Below are 17,133 nucleotides of genomic sequence, written 5' to 3'. Positions count from 1 at the left end.
CGTCCACCCGGAAGCCACCGCCGGCCCGCCGTACTGGGGCACATTCGGCCTCCGATCGGAGGACGGTGGAAGCATGACGAATCCCCTGGCGGGATTGTTCACGGCACGGCAGAAGGAGGCCGCCAGGCGGGACCTGTACGCCCGGAGCCTGCGCCTGTGCGGTGAGTACCTCGCGTCGCGGGACGGCCGCCCCACTGTCCGGGAGACCCGCCTCACCCAGGCGATCGGCGTCCTCGCCGGCTCACTCGACGTCCCGTCGGCCGATCCCTTCGACGCCCTGCTCAAGGTCGGCGAGCGCGCGCTGGAGACCGGTGGGGACGACGGGCTCGCCCTGGCCCTGGGCGTCGCCGAGGCCTCGACCGGGATCCGGCAGCGGTCCAGGGGCGCGTGGCGGCTGCGCGGCCGGGCGCTGGACGGGCTCGGCCGCGGCGACGAGGCGCTGGAGTGCTACGAACGCCATCTCGCGCTGCTGCGGGACGGCGAGGCGGCCGAGGAGGTCTCCCGCGGGATCGACACGCTGCGGCGCCGGAAGGAGTGCCTGGAGGAGGCCGCCGCGCTGTTCCCCGGCTCCGGCAGCGCGCTGCGCGACCTGTCCGGGAAGCCCACCGCGGTCACGGCACCGGAGTTCGCCGCCCACGTACGGGCGCGGGTGGCCGAGCACGGCACGGGCGACCCGGCCGTACGGCGCCTGCTCGCGCTGTACGGCACCCACCAGCGGCTCGTCGAGCGGCCCGGGATGTCCGACCCGCTGCTCGGCGGGAGCACACCGGTCGGGGTCGGTGGGCTGCGCAGCCTGGTCGCGGGGCGGACGGTGTGCCTGGTGTCGAACGCCACCGAGGTCGCCGGGAGCACGCTGGGCGCCGAGATCGACCGCTACGACCTGGTGGTGCGCTGCGACTCCTTCCGTCTCCACGCGGAGGGCACCGGCGCGCGCACCGGCCTGCACGCCGTCTCGCTGCGGGGTGACGCCCCGTGGGACGGGCCCGCCTGGACGCGGCCGGCCGGCATCCGGCTGGTGTTCGGCGACCCGGCCGCCGCGTGGCGGCGCGCCACGCGGCAGCGGCTCGTGGCCGGGGCGCAGGAGCACATCGGTGACGCCTCCCTGCGCCGGCCGCTGAGTGACCCGGCGCTGCTGGGCGAAGGAGGCTGGGGCCCGGGGACCAGCACCGCCTTCACCGTCCTGCGGCTGCTGGACTTCCTGGACGTCAGCCCTCGCCTGGACCTCATCGGCTTCGACCAGCCCGGCCGGCTGCGGCCGGACGAGGCCGAGTGGGTCATGGACCGCGCGACGCACGTCGACGACAGCAAGATGAGGATCGCCCTGCGATGACCCACGCCTCCGCCTCCTCCGCGGACGACCGGAGCACCGTCACCGGCAGACGCCGGATCGCCTTCGCCGTCCACACCGGCCCCGACGGCCTGCCCGTCCTGCCCACGCTGCTGCGCAGCCTGGCGCTCACCAATCCGGGCGTGTGCGAGGACTTCGTGGTGCTGCACCCCGGGCTGCCGGACTCCTCCTTCGACGTGCTGCGCCGGCTGCACCCGCGTGTGGTGACGCGCCGGGCGGACGGCCGTGGCGATGTCCTCCGGCTGGAGGGCTACGACACCGTCGTCGCGTTCTCCCCGGCCATGGTCGTGCTGGGCGACATCGGCGAACTGCTGCGGCTGCGGCACGGGGTCGGCGCCGTGCCGCAGCTGCTCTGCGACGAGGAGGGGCGGGAGCGGCGCACGGTCCTGCCGGACGGGCTGCTGGTCGTGCAGCGCGCCGATGCGGACGGCACGGCGGCGGACGGCACGGGCCAGGTGCCCGAGGAGATCCTGGCTCCGCTCGACGCGCGGTACGACTTCCTCACCCGCCGGCTGTACGACGACGCTCCGGTGCCCCCGCAGGTCGCCGTCCTGCACTTCACCGGCCCGTTCGACGAGCCCGGGTACGGTCCGGCCACCGAGGCCCGGCGCCGCTTCGAGATGGGCGACGAGGAGTTCCGGGCCGCCTACTGCGCCCTGCCCGGCGAGAAGCACCCCGACCTCCTGGCGCACCTCGCGCCGCCCCTGCTCCGGGCCCGCCCCTCGCTCGGCCTCGCCCGTACGGTCGCCGACGTGTACCGCAGGCAGGGCCGCTACGACGAGGCCGTCGACGTCCTCGCCCCGGTCGTCGGCGACCGGCTGGACGCGCCGCGCTGCCAGGAGACGCTCGGCGTCTGTCTGATGGCGCTGTCCCGCTACGACGAGGCCGAGGCGCGTCTGCTCCTGGCGGCGGCCTCGCCCGATGTCGCTCCGCGTGCCTTCGCCCAGCTCGCCCGTCTGGCGTGGCTGTGCGGACGGGAGACGGACGCGCACGCCTACGCCCGCGACGGGCTGGAGGCCGACCCCACCGACGCCGGGTGCCACAGCTGGTACGTCCGTACCCGCGCGGAGGCACCGGAGACGGAGCCGTTGCCCGCGACGGAGCAGCTGGCGCATGTGGCCCTGTTCGCCGAGGGCCAGGAGAACGCGGGCGACAAGGTCCTGCCCGAGGCGGTGCGCATGTGCTTCGACACCGACACCGGCCCGCGCCGCTGGTACCAGCAGCCGGTGCACCGGCTGGTCGACGAGGCGTCGCTGGAGGAACTGAACGCGCGGCGCGGGGTGATCGTGGGCGGCGGCGGGCTGTTCCTGCCGGACACTTCCCCCAACGGCAACAGCCACTGGCAGTGGAACGTCCCGGACGACGTGCTGACCCGGCTGACCGCGCCGCTGGCGGTGTTCGCGGTCGGCTACAACGTGTTCGACGGGCAGCTCTACCGGCGCGGCCGGTTCGCCGAGAGCCTGCGGGTCCTCGTCGAGCGGTCGGCGTTCTTCGGGCTGCGCAACCACGGCTCGATCGAGCGGGTCCGCGAGCTGCTCCCCGCCGGGCTGCGCGACCGGGTGCGCTACCAGCCCTGCCCGACCACGGTGGCCCGGTACCTGGTCCCCGGGTGGCTCGACCCGGTGGAGCGGGACGACACCGTACTGGTCAACTGCGCGTACGACCGCGCCGGCCTGCGCTTCGGCCACGACTACGGTCACTTCCTCGCCCAGATGGCCACCGCGCTGAAGGCCCTGCGGGACAGGACCGACGTACGGTACGCCGCCCACATGCCCGCCGACGAGAAGTTCGTGCACGACCTGCGCCGGAAGCATGGCGTCGCGCTGCCCGTGGAGCAGCTGTACGACATGACGAACGACGGGATCCGTGAGCTGTACCGCCGGTCACGGTTGGTGATCGGGATGCGCGGGCACGCGGGGATGATCCCGTTCGGCTGCGGCACCCCGATCCTCAGCCTCGTCTCCCACCCGAAGCTCGCCTACTTCCTGTCCGACATCGGGCGCGAGGAGTGGGGGTTGTCCGTGCACGACCGGGAACTCGGCTCCCGGCTCGCGGAACGGGCGGCGGCGCTCCTCGACGACCACGCCGCCGCGGTGGCGGACGTGCACGGCGCGCAGAAGCTCCTGTGGGAGACGACCCGGTCGAACCTGGACGAGCTCCGGGAGACCTTCGGCCCGGCATGAGCCACCGCACCACCGCCGCTTCGAGCTCCGAAAGAGAGAACCACGTGCCGAAACTGTCCGTCGTCGTCCCGATGCACAACGTGGAGGCCTTCGCCGAGAGCACCCTGCGCAGTCTCGCCGCCAACGCGCACCCGGACTTCGAGTTCCTGCTCGTCGACGACTGCTCCACGGACGCCACGCCCTGGGTGATCGACCAGTGGGCGGAGAAGCTCCCGGGCGCGCGGGTGATCCGGCACGAGACGAACACGGGCATCGCGCAGGCGCGCAACAGCGGCATCGACGCGGCCGACGGCGAGTTCGTCACGTTCCTCGACGGCGACGACTGGTACGGGCCGCGCCATCTCGCCGGAATGGTGCGGGCCATGGAGGAACTGGGCTGCGACTTCGCCCGTACCGATCACGTCCAGGCCACCGGCACCGAGCGGGTGATCCGACGGCCCCCGGCGCAGGTCCGCAACGCGGTGATGGACCCGCGCGACGGTATCGCGCCGGCCGACATGGAGACGATGGTCGACTATCCCTTCGTCTGGGCGGGGGTCTACCGCCGGCATCTCTTCGCCGACGGCGGCATGCGCTTCGCGACCGAACTCCGCACGGCCGAGGACCGGTTGTGGATCTGGCGGCTGCATCTGAAGGCCCGTACGTACGCGTCCCTGGGGCTGCACGGGGTGTTCTACCGGCGGGGCGTGGCGACCTCGCTCACCCAGATCAAGGACGACCGTCAGCTGGACTTCATCCCCGCGTACGACGCGCTGCTGCGGGACGTGCAGCAGGACCGGGAGGCCGACCGGTTCCTCCTCAAGGCCGTGCGCACCTACTGCGCCATGATCGCGTTCCACATCGGCAAGGTGAACGAGTACGAGCCCGCGGCGGCGCAGCGGCTGCGGCGCGAGACGCGGGCCGCGCTCCAGCGGATGCCCGAGCAGGCGCTGGAGGAGACCCTCAAGACCATAGACAGCACACGGAGCAGGTTGCTCAGCCGCCTGCGCGACGGGCGGAAGGCTGCCTGATCCATGCCCCACACAACCCAGATCTTCCAGGTCTCGACCCTCTACGGAGCGGCCACCCTCGCCGCGGCGCTGGACGCGGGCCGGTACGGACCGCGCGGCGGGGCCCGGCGCATCCTGCTGGTCTCCAACAACGCCGCCCTGCCGGAGACGGCGCTGCGCCTGGACGAGATGCACGGATACGGGCCGATAGCCGGCCGGTTCGACTCGGTCATCAGCTGGAACGAGGCGATCAGTCCGTACCACCCGAGCACTTGGGGTCCGCGCGGCAACGACACGACGCTGTGGCAGCGGGCGTTCCGGCTGCAGTGGGACATCGACGAGCGGGACATGATCGAGCTCGCCGTCGAGTCGATCCAGGTCAATCCGGCCCGCGCGCTGGCCGCGATCTTCTCCGAGGCCGCCGTCGACGTGTACGCCGACGGGCTGATGAGCTACGGCCCGACCCGGGAGAAGCTGCCGCTGACGATCGCGCGCCGCATCCGGCGGCTGCTGCACCTCGACCTGATCCCCGGTCTGAAGCCGCTGCTGCTGTCCGAGTACGGCGTGCAGCCCGAGATCGTCCCGGACGGGGCGTTCCGGAGCGTGCTCGACGAGATCTCCGTGGAGGCGGCGGACGACCCGAGGCTGGCGCCCGTCCTCGACGAGGCGCCGACGGCCGTCCTGCTCGGCCAGTACCTGGCGGCGATCAATATCCTGAGCGACCGGGAGGAGGAGGACCTGCACGTCCGTATGCTCACCGGGGCCGTGCGGGCCGGGCACCGGTCCGTCGTCTTCAAACCGCATCCGACGGCCCCCGCCGGCTACTCGGCGGCGCTGAGCAAGGCGGCGGCGGACGCGGGGGTACGGCTCACCGTGCTGGACGCCCCGTTGCTGGCCGAGACGCTGTACGAACGCTGCCGTCCCGAACTCGTCGTCGGCTGCTTCTCGACGGCGATGGTGACCGCCTCCGCCTACTACGACGTGCCCGTCGCCCGGGTCGGGACCGCACTGGTGATGCGGCGTCTGAGGCCCTACCCGAACAGCAACCGCGTCCCGCTGGCCGTGGTCGACCACCTGGTGCCCGACCTGGAGGGCGAGGAGGCCCCGGCGGCCGTCGGTGCTGCTCCGGAGACGTTGTCGCCGCTGGTCCGGGCGATCGGTTTCTGCATGCAGCCCAAGACGTACCCGGCCCTGCGCGACTCGACCGCGGACTGGCTGCGCACCCGCCTGGCGGACACCCCCGCCTACTACTTCCCCGAATCGCGCCTGGCCGAACTGCGCCTGCCCGGCAGCAGCCCTCGCGCCCGGGCGAGGGTCCAGGCGGGTCGCGCGAAGCGCGTGGTGGGCCGGGCGGTACGCCGGGGCACTCGCAGGAAGTGACCCGCCGTCCCGCGTGACCGCGGACGATCGTGCCTCCCCGGTACCTTGAGGACCCGGGGAGGCGTCCCACGAGCCCCGGGTCGCGCGACCGCCCCGGGCGGCCAACCGAGACGCACCGGTCACGGCAGTGCCACCCGTCCTTCAACTCCCGTACACCACACCGTCCGACAGTTGCGCGGTGCCGAACGACATCGCCGTACGCCTGCCGCAGCAACAGGGCGGCCCCGCTCAGGAACAGACCGCCGCCCCCGCGCGCGAACACCGCTTCGACATCGATCTGATGCGGCTCGTCTGCTCCGCCACCATCATGCTGGGCCACGTGGGTGCCCAGTTCATCCGCTCCACCGGCAACGACCCCGACAACGGTGCCGGTTCGTACTGGGCGGGTCACATCGCCGAGGCGATCAACCCCTTCGCCGTCCCGATGTACTTCGCCATAGCCGGCTGGGCCGTACTGGTCGGCGCGCCGCCGCGTGACAGCGCCCGCATGTGGCAGCGCATCGTCCGCAACACCGTCCCGCTCTTCGCCTGGACGGCGGTCTACCTGGTCTGGGCATGGCTGCGGAACCGCAACGACCGCCCCATGGCCGAGCTGGCGGAGCACTCCCTCTTCGGCTCCGTACAGCCGGCGTACCACCTGTGGTTCATGTACACCTACATCCCGATCATCATGCTGCTCGCCTTCGCGATGCTGATCAAGGCGGGGAAGCGGCCCTACGGGCTGGGAGCGGCGCTGCTCGGCATGGCGGTCCTGCCCAGCGCGCTGACCACGATCACCGAGCTGACGGGCCGTGAGATGGCTCCGGTGGCGTGGGGTTTCGGCACCTACTCGCTGGTGTACGCGGTCGGCGGCGCGCTGCTGTTCGCCCTCCCCACCGGGGTCGTACGCAAGCGGTGGCCGCTGTACGCCGTGCTGCCGCTCACCATGGCGGGCGCCCTCTGGTACAACACCCAGATCCACTACGTGATGCCCAACGCGCATCTGTTCGTCGCCGCCATGAGCATCTGCGTCCTGCTTCTGATCAGCAGGGTCCGGGTGTCCGAGAAGTGGCGGCCGCTGCTGAAGAAGCTGGCCGACGCCGCACTCGGCGCGTACATGGTGCACGTGCTGTTCGTCGAGGAGATCGTCACCCCGCTGGTGTCGCCGGATCTGAGCGGACCGGTGGCGGGGCTGCTGCTGGCCGGTCTGGTCGTCACGGTCATGGCGCTGTCGTTCGCCACCAGTCTGCTGTGGGGGAAACTGAACCTGCGGCGGCTGCTCGGCTGACCCGGTCGGCGCGCCTCCGTGGGCTCCATGCGGAGTTCGCCACTTGTTTGCGCGCCGCTCAACTCCGCACCCCCTGCCCACCACAGCCCCGCGCCTAGCCTGTTCCCCACCCCGAACCGCACCACTCTCACCCTGCCCCCGACGGATTGAGGTCTTCGGTTCATGAACAGCCGTGCCCTGCTGACCAGTTCCGCTTCCCGGCGTCTGCTGCGCCCGGTCGCCGAGCTCATCGACCAGCGCATCGACCGGCGTCTGCGCGCGGCGGCCGCCGCCGACGCGGCGGGCAGAGGGGAACTTCGGGACACGGTCGAGGCGGTGAAGCGCCAGCAGCTCACCCTCGACCTGCTGCTCGGCCCGTCCGGCCGCGGGCTGTCCCGGATCGTGAGCCCCGGCCCGCTGAACCGGCTGCACTCCGAGGTGGCGGAGCTGGCCGGGGACCGGGACGCCGCCGTCCGCAACGTCGCCACCGCGTACCGGCTGCTGGTCGCGCTGGAGTCCCTGGGGGCCGGCCGGATCGCGGGCGGCACCATGAACATCTGCGGCAAGCTCGGCACCATCCCGCTGCTCGACCCGCCGAACGACGAGATCCTGGAGATCGGCACCCTCTACGGCATGTTCTCCACCGGGCTGATCCGGATGATGGAACGCGACGGCCGCAGCCCGAGCGTGACGATCGTCGACCCGTTCGCCGGTGTGCAACTCCAGCCCGGCACCCCGCAGCGCTCCGACCCCTCCGGCACCCCGGTCGACGAGCCCGCCGTGCGCACCAACCTCGCCCTGGCCGGTCCGGCGGGCGTGGCCGCCCGGATCCAGAAGGGCTTCTCCGAGGATCCCGACACCCGCGCGGCCGTCTCGGACCGGTCCTACGGCGTGATCGTCGTCGACGGCGACCACTCGGCCGAGGGCGTCGCGAAGGATCTCGAATGGGCGGAGGAGATCGCCGCCCCGGGCGGGATCGTCGTACTCGACGACTTCGGCGACCCCAAGTGGCCCGGCATCAAGGAGGCGCTGGACAAGCACCTCACGGGCACCACCCGCTTCACCTACCTCGGCAAGGCCTCGCTCTCGGCCTTCCTGCGCGCCTCCTGACCTCAGCGCACCCCGTGGAGGGCCTCGATTCCCGTGATGATCAGGGCGAGGCCCTCCTCGAAGTTCCGGTCGTAGTTCTCGAAGATCTCCCTGCCGGCCTGGGCCGCCAGAGGGTAGGCGGCCATCATGCGGGCGCGTTCCGCGAGGTCGAAGCCCTCCCGGCGTTCGCCGGGCAGCGGCCGGACGCCCTGCTCCTCGGTGACGAACCCGAGGGTGTAGAGGTATGTCGTATTGAACGCGAGGGTGGCCCGGGCGAGGGTGAAACCGGCGGATGTGAGCAGGCGCAGCATGTCCTCCATCTGCTCGGCGTGGTCGATCCCCGTGAAGCGCGAGCCACTGAACACCTTCGCGCCGTCGCGGTAGGCGAGCAGCGCCGTGCGCAGGCCCCGGTTGGCCTTGAGCAGCCGCTCCTGCCAGGTGTCGTCCGGGGCGGATGAGTCCTGGGCGACCATCCGGCGGTACATCTCCGTCGCCATCTCGTCGAGCAGCGCCTGCTTGTCCTTGAAGTGCCAGTAGAGGGCGGGCGCCTTGACGTCCAGCTCTCCGGCGATCACGCGCAGCGTCAGGCCGTCCAGGCCGACCTCGTTCAGCAGTCTCAGCGCCGTGTCGGCGACCCGTCGGCGGTCCAGGGGGGCGCGTCGTTCCGAACTCACGCTTGACAATTTAACACCGTTAGGGACACGCTCACAGGGCAGGCCACTTAACGAAGTTAAGGAGACTTGATCATGAGCGACACCCATGTGCTGATCGTGGGCGCCGGACCGACCGGCCTCACCCTCGGCATCGACCTGGCCCGGCGCGGGATCCCCGCGCTGGTGGTGGAGCGGGCGGACGAGCTGTTCCCCGGCTCGCGCGGCAAGGGGTTCCAGCCGCGCACCATGGAGGTCTTCGACGACCTGGGCGTGCTGGACGCGATCCACGCGGTGGGCGGCGGCTACCCGGTCGGCATGATCTGGCGGAACGGCGAACGACTCGGCGAACACCACATGTCCGAACCGGCCGAGCCGAGCGAGGACGCGCCGTACAACGAGCCCTGGATGGTCCCGCAGTGGCGCACCCAGCGGATCCTGCTGGAGCGCCTGGAGGAGCTCGGCGGCAAGGTCGCCTTCGGCCGGGAGGTCACCGGCGTGGTCCAGGACCCGGAGGGCGTGATCGCGCACTTCGCCTCCGGCGGGCCGGTGCGCGCCCGGTATCTCGTCGCGGCGGACGGGGGCCGTTCCGCGGTGCGCCGGGCGGTGGGCGTCGGCATGACCGGGGAGGAGGTGGATCCGTTCCCCACACTGGTGGCGGACGTGCGGATCACCGGCCTGGACCGGGACAACTGGCACTTCTTCCCCCAGGGCGAGGGACCCGAGGACCTCCTGGCGATCTGCCCGCTGGCCGGGACGGAGGACTTCCAGCTGGTCGCCCGGTTCGCGGAGGGCACGGAGGTGGACCTCTCCCCGGAGGGCGTACGACAGGTCGTCGCCGCCCGCTCGCATCTCGCCGCCGAGGACGTCACGGAGGTCCGCTGGGCCTCGGACTTCCGCCCGCGGGCCGCACTCGCCGACCGGTTCCGGGTGGACCGGGTCTTCCTCGCGGGCGACGCGGCGCACGTGCACTCCCCGGCCGGCGGCCAGGGCCTCAACACCAGCGTCCAGGACGCCTACAACCTGGGCTGGAAGCTGGGCGCGGTCCTGGGCGACGGGGCGGAGGCGGCGCTGCTGGACACGTACGAGGAGGAGCGGCGCCCGATCGCCGCGCAGATGCTGGGCCTGTCCACCAGCATCCACCGGGGTGAGACGCGGCGGGGCGGGGCCACCCGGCAACTCGACCTCGGCTACCCCTCATCGACGCTCACCACGGAGACCCGGACGGCACCCGGCCCGGTGCGCGCGGGCGACCGGGCCCCGGACGCCGAGGTGAGCGGCGTACGCCTCTTCGACGCGTTCCGGGGGCCGCACTGGACGCTGCTGGCGCTGGGCACGGACGCCCCCGAGCCGCCCGCCGCCGTACGACTGGTGCACGGCCCGGCGCACGGGACCTACGGGGCGGGACTGTTCCTCGTCCGCCCGGACGGCTATGTGGGCTGGGCCGGGGACACGCCGGCCGGGCTCCCGGAGTACCTGGCCCGGTTCGGCGGACGCTGACCCCTACGCGCTCGCCAGCGACAGCTTCGCCGCGAAGCCCAGGAACAGGGCACCGGCCGCCGAGGTGGCACCGGCCGCCAGCCGCCGCCTGCGCCGGAACGCGTCGGCCAGGCGGGTGCCGCCGAATATCAGCAGCGACAGGTACAGGAAGCTGGCCGTCTGGAGCAGGGCGCCGAGGACGACGAAGGAGAGCGCGGGATAGGCGTAACCGGGGTCGACGAACTGCACGAAGAAGGAGATCAGGAAGAGGATGGCCTTCGGGTTGAACAGCGACACGACCAGGGCGCGGCGGTAGGGGTGCTCGTCGGCGGACGGGACGGCGGGCGCCTCGGCCGGGTCCGCCGTCCCGCCGCGCGTCCTCCACATGCTCCACGCCGAGCGCAGCATGCCGTACGCCATCCACGCCAGGTACGCGGCACCGGCGTACTTCACCACCAGGAACAGCAGCGGCGTCGTGGTGAGCACCGAGGCCGCGCCGAGCGCCGCCAGCGTCATCAGGACGGCGTCCCCGGTGAAGACACCGGCCGCCGCCGCGTAGCCGGTGCGGACGCCCTTGCGGGCGGCGACGGAGAGGACGTACAGGGAGTTGGGGCCGGGCAGCAGGACGATGAGGACCAGTCCTGCCAGGTAGGTGGGGAGGTCGATGACGCCGAACATGGAAGGAGTGTCGCACGGGGGTACGACACTCCTCCGAGGGGTCCCAGCCGGCGGGAACGGGCGTTCAGAACGCGTCGCTCGGCACGTAGGTCCCCCAGACCTCCCGCAGCGCGTTGCACACCTCGCCCACCGTCGCCCGTGCCTTCAGCGCGTCCTTCATCGGGTACAGGACGTTGTCCTCGCCCTCCGCCGCCTTCTTCAGGGCGGTCAGGGCCGAGTCGACCGCCTGCTGGTCGCGTTCCGCGCGGAGTCTCGCCAGGCGTTCGGCCTGCTGGGCCTCGATGGCCGGGTCGACGCGGAGCGGCTCGTACGGCTCCTCCGCGTCGAGCTGGAAACGGTTGACGCCGACCACGACGCGCTCACCGGAGTCGGTCTCCTGGGCGATGCGGTAGGCGCTGCGCTCGATCTCGTTCTTCTGGAAGCCGTGCTCGATGGCGTTGACCGCGCCGCCGAGGTCCTCGACCTTCTTCATCAGCTCCAGCGCCGCCGCCTCGACGTCGTCGGTCATCTTCTCGACGACGTAGGAACCGGCGAAGGGGTCGACGGTCGCCGTCACGTCCGTCTCGTAGGCGAGGACCTGCTGCGTACGGAGGGCGAGGCGGGCGCTCTTGTCCGTCGGGAGCGCGATCGCCTCGTCGAAGGAGTTGGTGTGCAGCGACTGCGTGCCGCCGAGCACCGCGCCCAGGCCCTGGACGGCGACGCGGACCAGGTTCACCTCGGGCTGCTGGGCCGTGAGCTGCACGCCCGCCGTCTGCGTGTGGAAGCGCAGCATCAGGGACTTGGGGTTCTCCGCGCCGAACTCCTCCTTCATCACCCGCGCCCAGATCCTGCGGGCCGCGCGGAACTTGGCGACCTCCTCCAGGATCGTCGTACGGGCCACGAAGAAGAAGGACAGGCGCGGGGCGAAGTCGTCCACGTCCATGCCGGCCGCGACCGCCGTGCGGACGTACTCGATGCCGTCCGCGAGGGTGAACGCGATCTCCTGCGCGGGCGACGCGCCCGCCTCGGCCATGTGGTAGCCGGAGATCGAGATCGTGTTCCACTTCGGGATCTCGGCCCGGCAGTACTTGAAGATGTCGGCGATCAGCCGGAGCGAGGGCTTCGGCGGGAAGATGTACGTGCCCCGCGCGATGTACTCCTTCAGCACGTCGTTCTGGATCGTGCCGGTGAGCTTGTCGGCCGGGACGCCCTGCTCCTCGGCGACCAGTTGGTAGAGGAGCAGGAGAAGGGCGGCGGGGGCGTTGATCGTCATCGACGTGGAGACCTTGTCCAGCGGGATGCCGCCGAACAGGACCCGCATGTCGTCCACCGAGTCGATGGCGACGCCCACCTTGCCGACCTCGCCGTGCGCGATCGGGGCGTCGGAGTCGTGGCCCATCTGGGTGGGCAGGTCGAAGGCGACCGACAGGCCCATCGTGCCGTTGGCGATGAGCTGCTTGTAGCGGGCGTTGGACTCCGTCGCCGTGCCGAAACCGGCGTACTGGCGCATCGTCCAGGGCCGGCCCGTGTACATCGTCGGGTACACGCCCCGGGTGAAGGGGTACGCCCCCGGCTCGCCCAGCTTCCCGGCCGGGTCCCAGCCCTTGAGAGCCTCCGGCCCGTAGACCGGTTCGATGGGCAGACCACTCTCGGTGGACCGGACACTGCCCGACTCGCGCGCCATGGTGTGATGCCTCCCGCTGAGCAGCGTTGCTCGATTCGCTCGTCCGGTACCCGTCAGTTGCTCGTCAGCACAGGCCGACCCTTCGACGGACTGTAGCGGTGCGCGTACGGCCCGGTGGAGGGGCGCACGCTGGGACCTTCCTCACAGCCTCGGTGGGACCCCGCTCACAGCACCACCTCGGCGGTCGTCTTCCGGTCACTCACCACCATGCCCCTTTGTTCGTCGGCGGTCACGTCCGGGGAACATCTCGGATGACGGCCGGGCGCGGCCGGTGAGACGACGGGGGGCTGGTGTGCGTAGTACGGGCATGGGGAGGAAGGGAATCGCGGCCGTCGCGGCGCTGACGGCCCTGGCCGCGCTGGCGGGCGGTGCGGCCGGCTGCACGGTGCAGCCCGCCGGGGCGGACGGGGAGCACAAGTCGCCGGTGCGGACAGAAGTGCCGAGCCGGGCGCCGTCCACGCCGTCGTCACCGTCACGGACTCCGGACGGCGACGGCGACGGCGACGGCGAGAAGTCCTCCCCGGCACCGCGCGTGCTGTGGTCCCCCGGTGACTCCGGGCGCGACATACGCGAACTCCAGGCCCGGCTGCGGCAGGTCGCCTGGATCTTCCACGGGCCGACGGGGACGTACGACGACCCGACGGCGGAGGCGGTCCGGGGCTTCCAGGGCAAGCGCGGACTGCCGAGGACCGGGGTGACCGACTCCGTCACCTGGCAGCGGCTGCTCGGCATGACGCACGAGCCGGGCACGTGGGAGCTGTATCTGATGGGCGGCCAGCCGGCCGACGCGCCCGACGCGCGCTGCCGGACCGGCCGGGTGCTGTGCATCAGCAAGACCAGCCGCACCCTGCGCTGGATGATCGACGGGCGGACGGTGTCGACGATGCCGGTGCGCTTCGGTTCCGAGTACACGCCGACCCGTGAGGGTGTCTTCCACGTCTACTGGAAGTCCCGGCACCATGTGTCCACGCTCTACGACTCGCCCATGCCGTACGCCATGTTCTTCAGCGGCGGCCAGGCCGTGCACTTCTCGGCCGACTTCGCCGCGCGGGGATACGCCGGCGCCTCGCACGGCTGCGTCAACGTAAGGGACGAGGCGGCGATCGCACGGCTGTACGGGCAGGTCCGGAACGGCGACAAGGTCGTCGTGCACTGGTGAGAGGGCGCGGGCGGGACCGGGGGAACGTGTCCCGCCCGCGCCGAGGTGCACGAGCCGCGGGTACGGGGGGAACCCCGGCTCCGTGCGACAGCCGATGACCAGTCGGCTCACTCATTACTGCGTCACGAGGGCCGAAAGTGTCACACCTGCCGGGGAGGAAAGTTCAGCGGTCAACAAAAGGGCAGGTCAGGGGCGACGTCACGGGTTCTTGTTGCCGTTGTTGCCGTTACCGCCACCGTTGCCGCTGTTTCCGTTGTCGCCCTTCTTGGCGCTGTTGCCGCCGTTGCCGTTGTCGGCGCCGTTGCCCTGATCCTGACCTTGCCCTTGGCCCTGGCCATCGCTCTGACCGTTGGCCTTCCCGTGGCCGTTCCCGTCGCCGCTGGGGACTCCCCCGTCGGCACCGGTCGCACCGGAGGTGTCCGACGTGGACAGCACGTCCTCGCAGTACGTGCCGACGCGGGAGGAGCCGCCCGCCGCTTCCTCGAGGAGGTGCTCGTGCTCGCCGTTCAGTGCCCCGCCGTCGCGCCACGCGCGACAGGCCGCGGCGATCTGCTCCCCGCCGCGTCCGGAACGGACCGCGCCGTCACCGGTGTCCGCACCGGGCTTCCCCGGCGCACGGGACCCGTCGGCGTCCCCGGCGGCACCCACACCGTCCTCGGCCGTACCGGCGGCGTTCCCGGGACGCCGGCCCTCGGGCGTGACTCCGCCCGGTGCGGCGCCCTCCGGCGGAGGGGACACCAGGGGGCGTTCGGGGTGCGTGCCGGTGGCCGTGACGGAGGCGGCCGGGCCGGACCGGGAGCCGTCGGGCGGGGAGAGGACTCCGGTGCCGGCCAGGACCGCGACCCCGCCGGCCATGCCGGCGACCAGCGCGGCGGCCAGCCCGAGGCTCAGGGGACGCCCCCGCCGGGGTCCGTCCGCGGTTCCGGAACGATCACCGTGCGGGACGCCGATACGGATCGCTCCGATGTCGGAGGGCCGCGTTCCGGCCGGCCGGACCTCACCGTGGGCCGCCTCGGACCGCCCCTCCCGTTCCTCGCGCACCTTGCGGAAGGCGGCCAGGGCGGCCGCCTCTCCGGGGAGCTCCCCGCCGTCCGACGGGGGTGGCGCGGAGAGCGCGCGCAGGGTTGCGGCGAGCCGTCCGGCCTGGTCACGGGCGGCGGGATCGGCAGTTTCCAGGGGCTCTCCGCTCAGTAAGCGCTCCGCAGTCCCGCGGTCCAGCCACCTGTGCTGCTCATCGGCCATCACATGTCCTTCTGTGTCCGCGTTCGCATCTGCGTCACACTCGCGGACGTCACCGTACGACGGCGGGGTTCTCTCTGGGGAGGAAGGGCGTCGAGCACCCCGGCGGATTCCGGTCGGGCTTCCGGATCGCCGCCGAGCAGCTCGGCCAGACGTCTCAGACCCCGGTGCGCGGCCGTCCGTACGGCACCCGGTCGTTTGCCCAGTGTCTCGGCGGCGGACTTGGCGTCGAGGCCCACGACCACGCGCAGCACGACGGCCTCGGCCTGGTCCTGCGGCAGCCGGGATATGAGGGAGAACGCGCCGTCGGTGGCCAGTGCCTCGATGGCCTCGCCGGCGGTGTCGGACTCGGCGGCCCGCCCGGTGAGCTCGGTCTCGTCGCCGCCGATCGCGGGGCGGCGTCCGCGCATGCGTATGTGGTCCAGCGCGCGGTTGCGGGCGATACGGGCGGCCCAGCCGCGGAACCGGTCCGCGTCACCGGTGAAGCGCTCCAGGTCACGGGCGATCTGCAGCCACGCCTCGGACGTCACGTCCTCGGCGTCGGACTCGCCGACCAATGTCCGCACGTATCCCAGCAGCCGCGGGTGCACGACGCGGTACACAGTCCGGAACGCGGTCTCGTCCCCGTCCTGTGCCGCACGCACCGCGGCGGTCAGCTCCGCGTCGTCCCCCAGCACCCGCGCGCGCCCTTCTGCGCCTAAGCCGGCGCCGCTCTCGCGGACCGGGTTGCTCGCCGTCGTGGTTGCTCAATCAGTGGTTGCGGCCTCTGGGCCGCGGGCGGTTCGTGGTCATGTGTCCGGCGCGGCCTGGCGCGAAAGGCACGTTACGGCCTGAATCCTCTGCCCGTCCATGTCCGTCCAAGATGCAACTAACCCGTGACACGGAGGGGTGTGACAGAAAACGCACTCATGGCGCTGTAGGAAGTACGGGTCGCCGCGCGGCCCGTGCCGCGCGACGGCCGGGGCCTCTCCTGTGGGGGGTGGCGGCTCCGGCCGTTGCCCCGGCGGCAGCGGCGCGAGCGCGCCGAGGTGCGCGGATTCTGCGTTTTCCCTGGTCACAAGGGTCACATGGGGTGCGTTACGGGCGCTTGGCGTCCGAGTTCCCGGGCTTGCCCGTGCTGGTGCCCGCACTGCCGCCCGAGCCGTTGCCCGCAGTTCCGGAGCCGTTGTCCGCGCCGCGCGTGGCGTTGTCGCTCGCGTTGCCCGAGGAGCTGTTTCCGGACCGGTCGGCCGAATTGTTGTCGTTCTTCTCCGGCGCCCCGGTGTTGACGGACGGCGTCGCGGCCCCGGTCCCCGACAGCCGCCCGGCGCAGTAGGCGTCGACGTTCGCCGCGCCGCCGGCCGCCTGTGTCAGCCGTTTCCAGGCCGCCGAGTCCAGCGCTTCGCCACTCCCCCGCACCTGCTCGTAGGCGCGGCAGTGGGCCTCGGTGTCCCGGGCGGTCCCCGGACGGTCCGGGTCCGGCCGGTCGCGGCCCTCGCCCGGACCGGCGCCCGGGTCGGCCGAGCCGCCGGTGGACGGGCCGGTGCTGCCGGACGACGGGGCACGGGTGCCCTTGCCGTCCTCCGCCGGGCCGTCCGTGGACGAGCCCGCCGCGCCGATTCCGGCGACCGCGACCCCGCTCAGGGTGAGACCGGCGACCAGCACGGAGAGCGTGGCCTTCAGCGAGTGGCGGCCGAACCGGGTCCGGCGGGTCCGCCAGTCGTCCCGGCGCCGGGTGCGCGTACCGTTCGCCCCCGACTCCCGGGCGGCCAGGAACGCGGCGACGGCCCGCTGCTCGGCCCCGGCGTCCACGCCGCGGCGGATCAGCGCGGCGGCGAGCAGCGCCTCCAGGTCGGCGGCGTCGACGACCCGGCGCCCGCCCGTGACGGAATCCGGACCGCCGGACCCGGGCGGCGCGCCCCTCTCAGGGTGCACACGCCGACGGCCGGCCGGCCCGCCGTCGTTCTGCCGTTCACCCATGTCCGTTCCCGTTCCTGTTCGTTCCACTTGATACCCGTACCCGGCCCGCCACGCCCGTGCGGACCTGCCGC

At 72.3% G+C, this 17,133-nt stretch carries 14 protein-coding genes; 8 read left to right on the top strand and 6 right to left on the bottom strand.

Annotation, left to right across the window (positions count from 1 at the left end):
• The first annotated feature begins 73 nt into the window (after positions 1-73).
• The 6 genes from ACIA6T_RS26670 to ACIA6T_RS26645 all read left to right on the top strand — a co-directional run bounded on the left by ACIA6T_RS26670 (position 74) and on the right by ACIA6T_RS26645 (position 8,256).
• Positions 74-1,330, top strand: coding sequence for a tetratricopeptide repeat protein (locus ACIA6T_RS26670; protein ID WP_399449004.1), 1,257 nt, complete (start codon positions 74-76; stop codon positions 1,328-1,330).
• Entirely contained in the window at positions 1,327-3,531 is a 2,205-nt protein-coding gene (locus tag ACIA6T_RS26665) for a polysaccharide pyruvyl transferase family protein (RefSeq protein ID WP_399449003.1), read from the top strand. The genes ACIA6T_RS26670 and ACIA6T_RS26665 overlap by 4 nt, the downstream gene beginning before the upstream one ends.
• Before the next feature lie 44 nt (positions 3,532-3,575).
• Positions 3,576-4,541 carry a glycosyltransferase family 2 protein gene (locus ACIA6T_RS26660; protein ID WP_399449002.1) on the top strand — a complete coding sequence of 322 codons (966 nt, stop codon included), beginning with the start codon at positions 3,576-3,578 and terminating at the stop codon, positions 4,539-4,541.
• A gap of 3 nt (positions 4,542-4,544) precedes the next feature.
• Complete coding sequence (locus tag ACIA6T_RS26655) at positions 4,545-5,900, top strand: polysialyltransferase family glycosyltransferase (protein WP_399449001.1); 1,356 nt, start codon at positions 4,545-4,547, stop codon at positions 5,898-5,900.
• A 178-nt stretch (positions 5,901-6,078) separates the two neighbouring features.
• Entirely contained in the window at positions 6,079-7,167 is a 1,089-nt protein-coding gene (locus tag ACIA6T_RS26650) for an acyltransferase (protein ID WP_399449000.1), read from the top strand.
• 162 nt (positions 7,168-7,329) lie between these two features.
• A complete protein-coding gene (locus ACIA6T_RS26645; RefSeq protein WP_399448999.1) occupies positions 7,330-8,256 on the top strand; it encodes a class I SAM-dependent methyltransferase in 927 nt (308 codons plus the stop codon).
• Between the two features lie 2 nt (positions 8,257-8,258).
• On the opposite strand, the gene ACIA6T_RS26640 is transcribed toward ACIA6T_RS26645, so the two are convergent.
• Positions 8,259-8,909: a TetR/AcrR family transcriptional regulator C-terminal domain-containing protein gene (locus ACIA6T_RS26640; RefSeq protein WP_399448997.1), complete on the bottom strand. Its 651-nt coding sequence runs from the start codon at positions 8,907-8,909 to the stop codon at positions 8,259-8,261.
• 72 nt (positions 8,910-8,981) lie between these two features.
• On the opposite strand from ACIA6T_RS26640, the gene ACIA6T_RS26635 reads away from it, so the two are divergent.
• Positions 8,982-10,385 (top strand): FAD-dependent oxidoreductase, encoded by a 1,404-nt coding sequence (locus ACIA6T_RS26635; RefSeq protein ID WP_399448995.1) that lies wholly within the window; start codon positions 8,982-8,984, stop codon positions 10,383-10,385.
• A gap of 3 nt (positions 10,386-10,388) precedes the next feature.
• On the opposite strand, the gene leuE is transcribed toward ACIA6T_RS26635, so the two are convergent.
• Together leuE and ACIA6T_RS26625 are read right to left on the bottom strand one after the other, a co-directional pair.
• On the bottom strand, positions 10,389-11,042 hold the full coding sequence (leuE, locus tag ACIA6T_RS26630; RefSeq protein WP_399448994.1) for a leucine efflux protein LeuE: 654 nt from the start codon (positions 11,040-11,042) through the stop codon (positions 10,389-10,391).
• A gap of 64 nt (positions 11,043-11,106) precedes the next feature.
• The gene (locus ACIA6T_RS26625; RefSeq protein WP_399448993.1) at positions 11,107-12,705 is read right to left on the bottom strand and encodes a methylmalonyl-CoA mutase; all 1,599 of its coding nucleotides are present in this window, start codon (positions 12,703-12,705) and stop codon (positions 11,107-11,109) included.
• 307 nt (positions 12,706-13,012) lie between these two features.
• Here ACIA6T_RS26625 and ACIA6T_RS26620 point away from each other — a divergent pair, with 307 nt between their 5' ends.
• On the top strand, positions 13,013-13,864 hold the full coding sequence (locus tag ACIA6T_RS26620; protein WP_399448992.1) for a L,D-transpeptidase family protein: 852 nt from the start codon (positions 13,013-13,015) through the stop codon (positions 13,862-13,864).
• A gap of 198 nt (positions 13,865-14,062) precedes the next feature.
• On the opposite strand, the gene ACIA6T_RS26615 is transcribed toward ACIA6T_RS26620, so the two are convergent.
• From ACIA6T_RS26615 to ACIA6T_RS26605, 3 genes are all read right to left on the bottom strand, one after another.
• Positions 14,063-15,106: a hypothetical protein gene (locus tag ACIA6T_RS26615; protein WP_399448991.1), complete on the bottom strand. Its 1,044-nt coding sequence runs from the start codon at positions 15,104-15,106 to the stop codon at positions 14,063-14,065.
• Positions 15,106-15,780, bottom strand: a complete 675-nt coding sequence (locus tag ACIA6T_RS26610; RefSeq protein WP_385058532.1) for an RNA polymerase sigma factor — start codon at positions 15,778-15,780, stop codon at positions 15,106-15,108. Before ACIA6T_RS26610 ends, ACIA6T_RS26615 begins: the two co-directional genes overlap by 1 nt.
• 400 nt (positions 15,781-16,180) lie before the next feature.
• A complete protein-coding gene (locus ACIA6T_RS26605; RefSeq protein ID WP_399448990.1) occupies positions 16,181-17,062 on the bottom strand; it encodes a hypothetical protein in 882 nt (293 codons plus the stop codon).
• Positions 17,063-17,133 lie beyond the last annotated feature (71 nt).

Origin of the sequence: Streptomyces sp. NPDC051740, from assembly GCF_044453165.1 — a bacterium.
Classification (GTDB): Bacteria; Actinomycetota; Actinomycetes; order Streptomycetales; family Streptomycetaceae; genus Streptomyces; species Streptomyces atrovirens.
The sequence above is the reverse complement of the archived record's forward strand: the minus strand, read 5'-3'. Positions and strand labels throughout refer to the sequence as shown.

Coding starts and splice junctions, on each gene's coding strand:
- ACIA6T_RS26670 (WP_399449004.1), top strand. CDS start 74: ATGACGAATCCCCTGGCGGGATTGTTCACGGCACGGCAGAAGGAGGCC.
- ACIA6T_RS26665 (WP_399449003.1), top strand. CDS start 1,327: ATGACCCACGCCTCCGCCTCCTCCGCGGACGACCGGAGCACCGTCACC.
- ACIA6T_RS26655 (WP_399449001.1), top strand. CDS start 4,545: ATGCCCCACACAACCCAGATCTTCCAGGTCTCGACCCTCTACGGAGCG.
- ACIA6T_RS26645 (WP_399448999.1), top strand. CDS start 7,330: ATGAACAGCCGTGCCCTGCTGACCAGTTCCGCTTCCCGGCGTCTGCTG.
- ACIA6T_RS26635 (WP_399448995.1), top strand. CDS start 8,982: ATGAGCGACACCCATGTGCTGATCGTGGGCGCCGGACCGACCGGCCTC.
- leuE (WP_399448994.1), bottom strand. CDS start 11,042: ATGTTCGGCGTCATCGACCTCCCCACCTACCTGGCAGGACTGGTCCTC.
- ACIA6T_RS26625 (WP_399448993.1), bottom strand. CDS start 12,705: ATGGCGCGCGAGTCGGGCAGTGTCCGGTCCACCGAGAGTGGTCTGCCC.
- ACIA6T_RS26620 (WP_399448992.1), top strand. CDS start 13,013: ATGGGGAGGAAGGGAATCGCGGCCGTCGCGGCGCTGACGGCCCTGGCC.
- ACIA6T_RS26615 (WP_399448991.1), bottom strand. CDS start 15,106: ATGGCCGATGAGCAGCACAGGTGGCTGGACCGCGGGACTGCGGAGCGC.
- ACIA6T_RS26605 (WP_399448990.1), bottom strand. CDS start 17,062: ATGGGTGAACGGCAGAACGACGGCGGGCCGGCCGGCCGTCGGCGTGTG.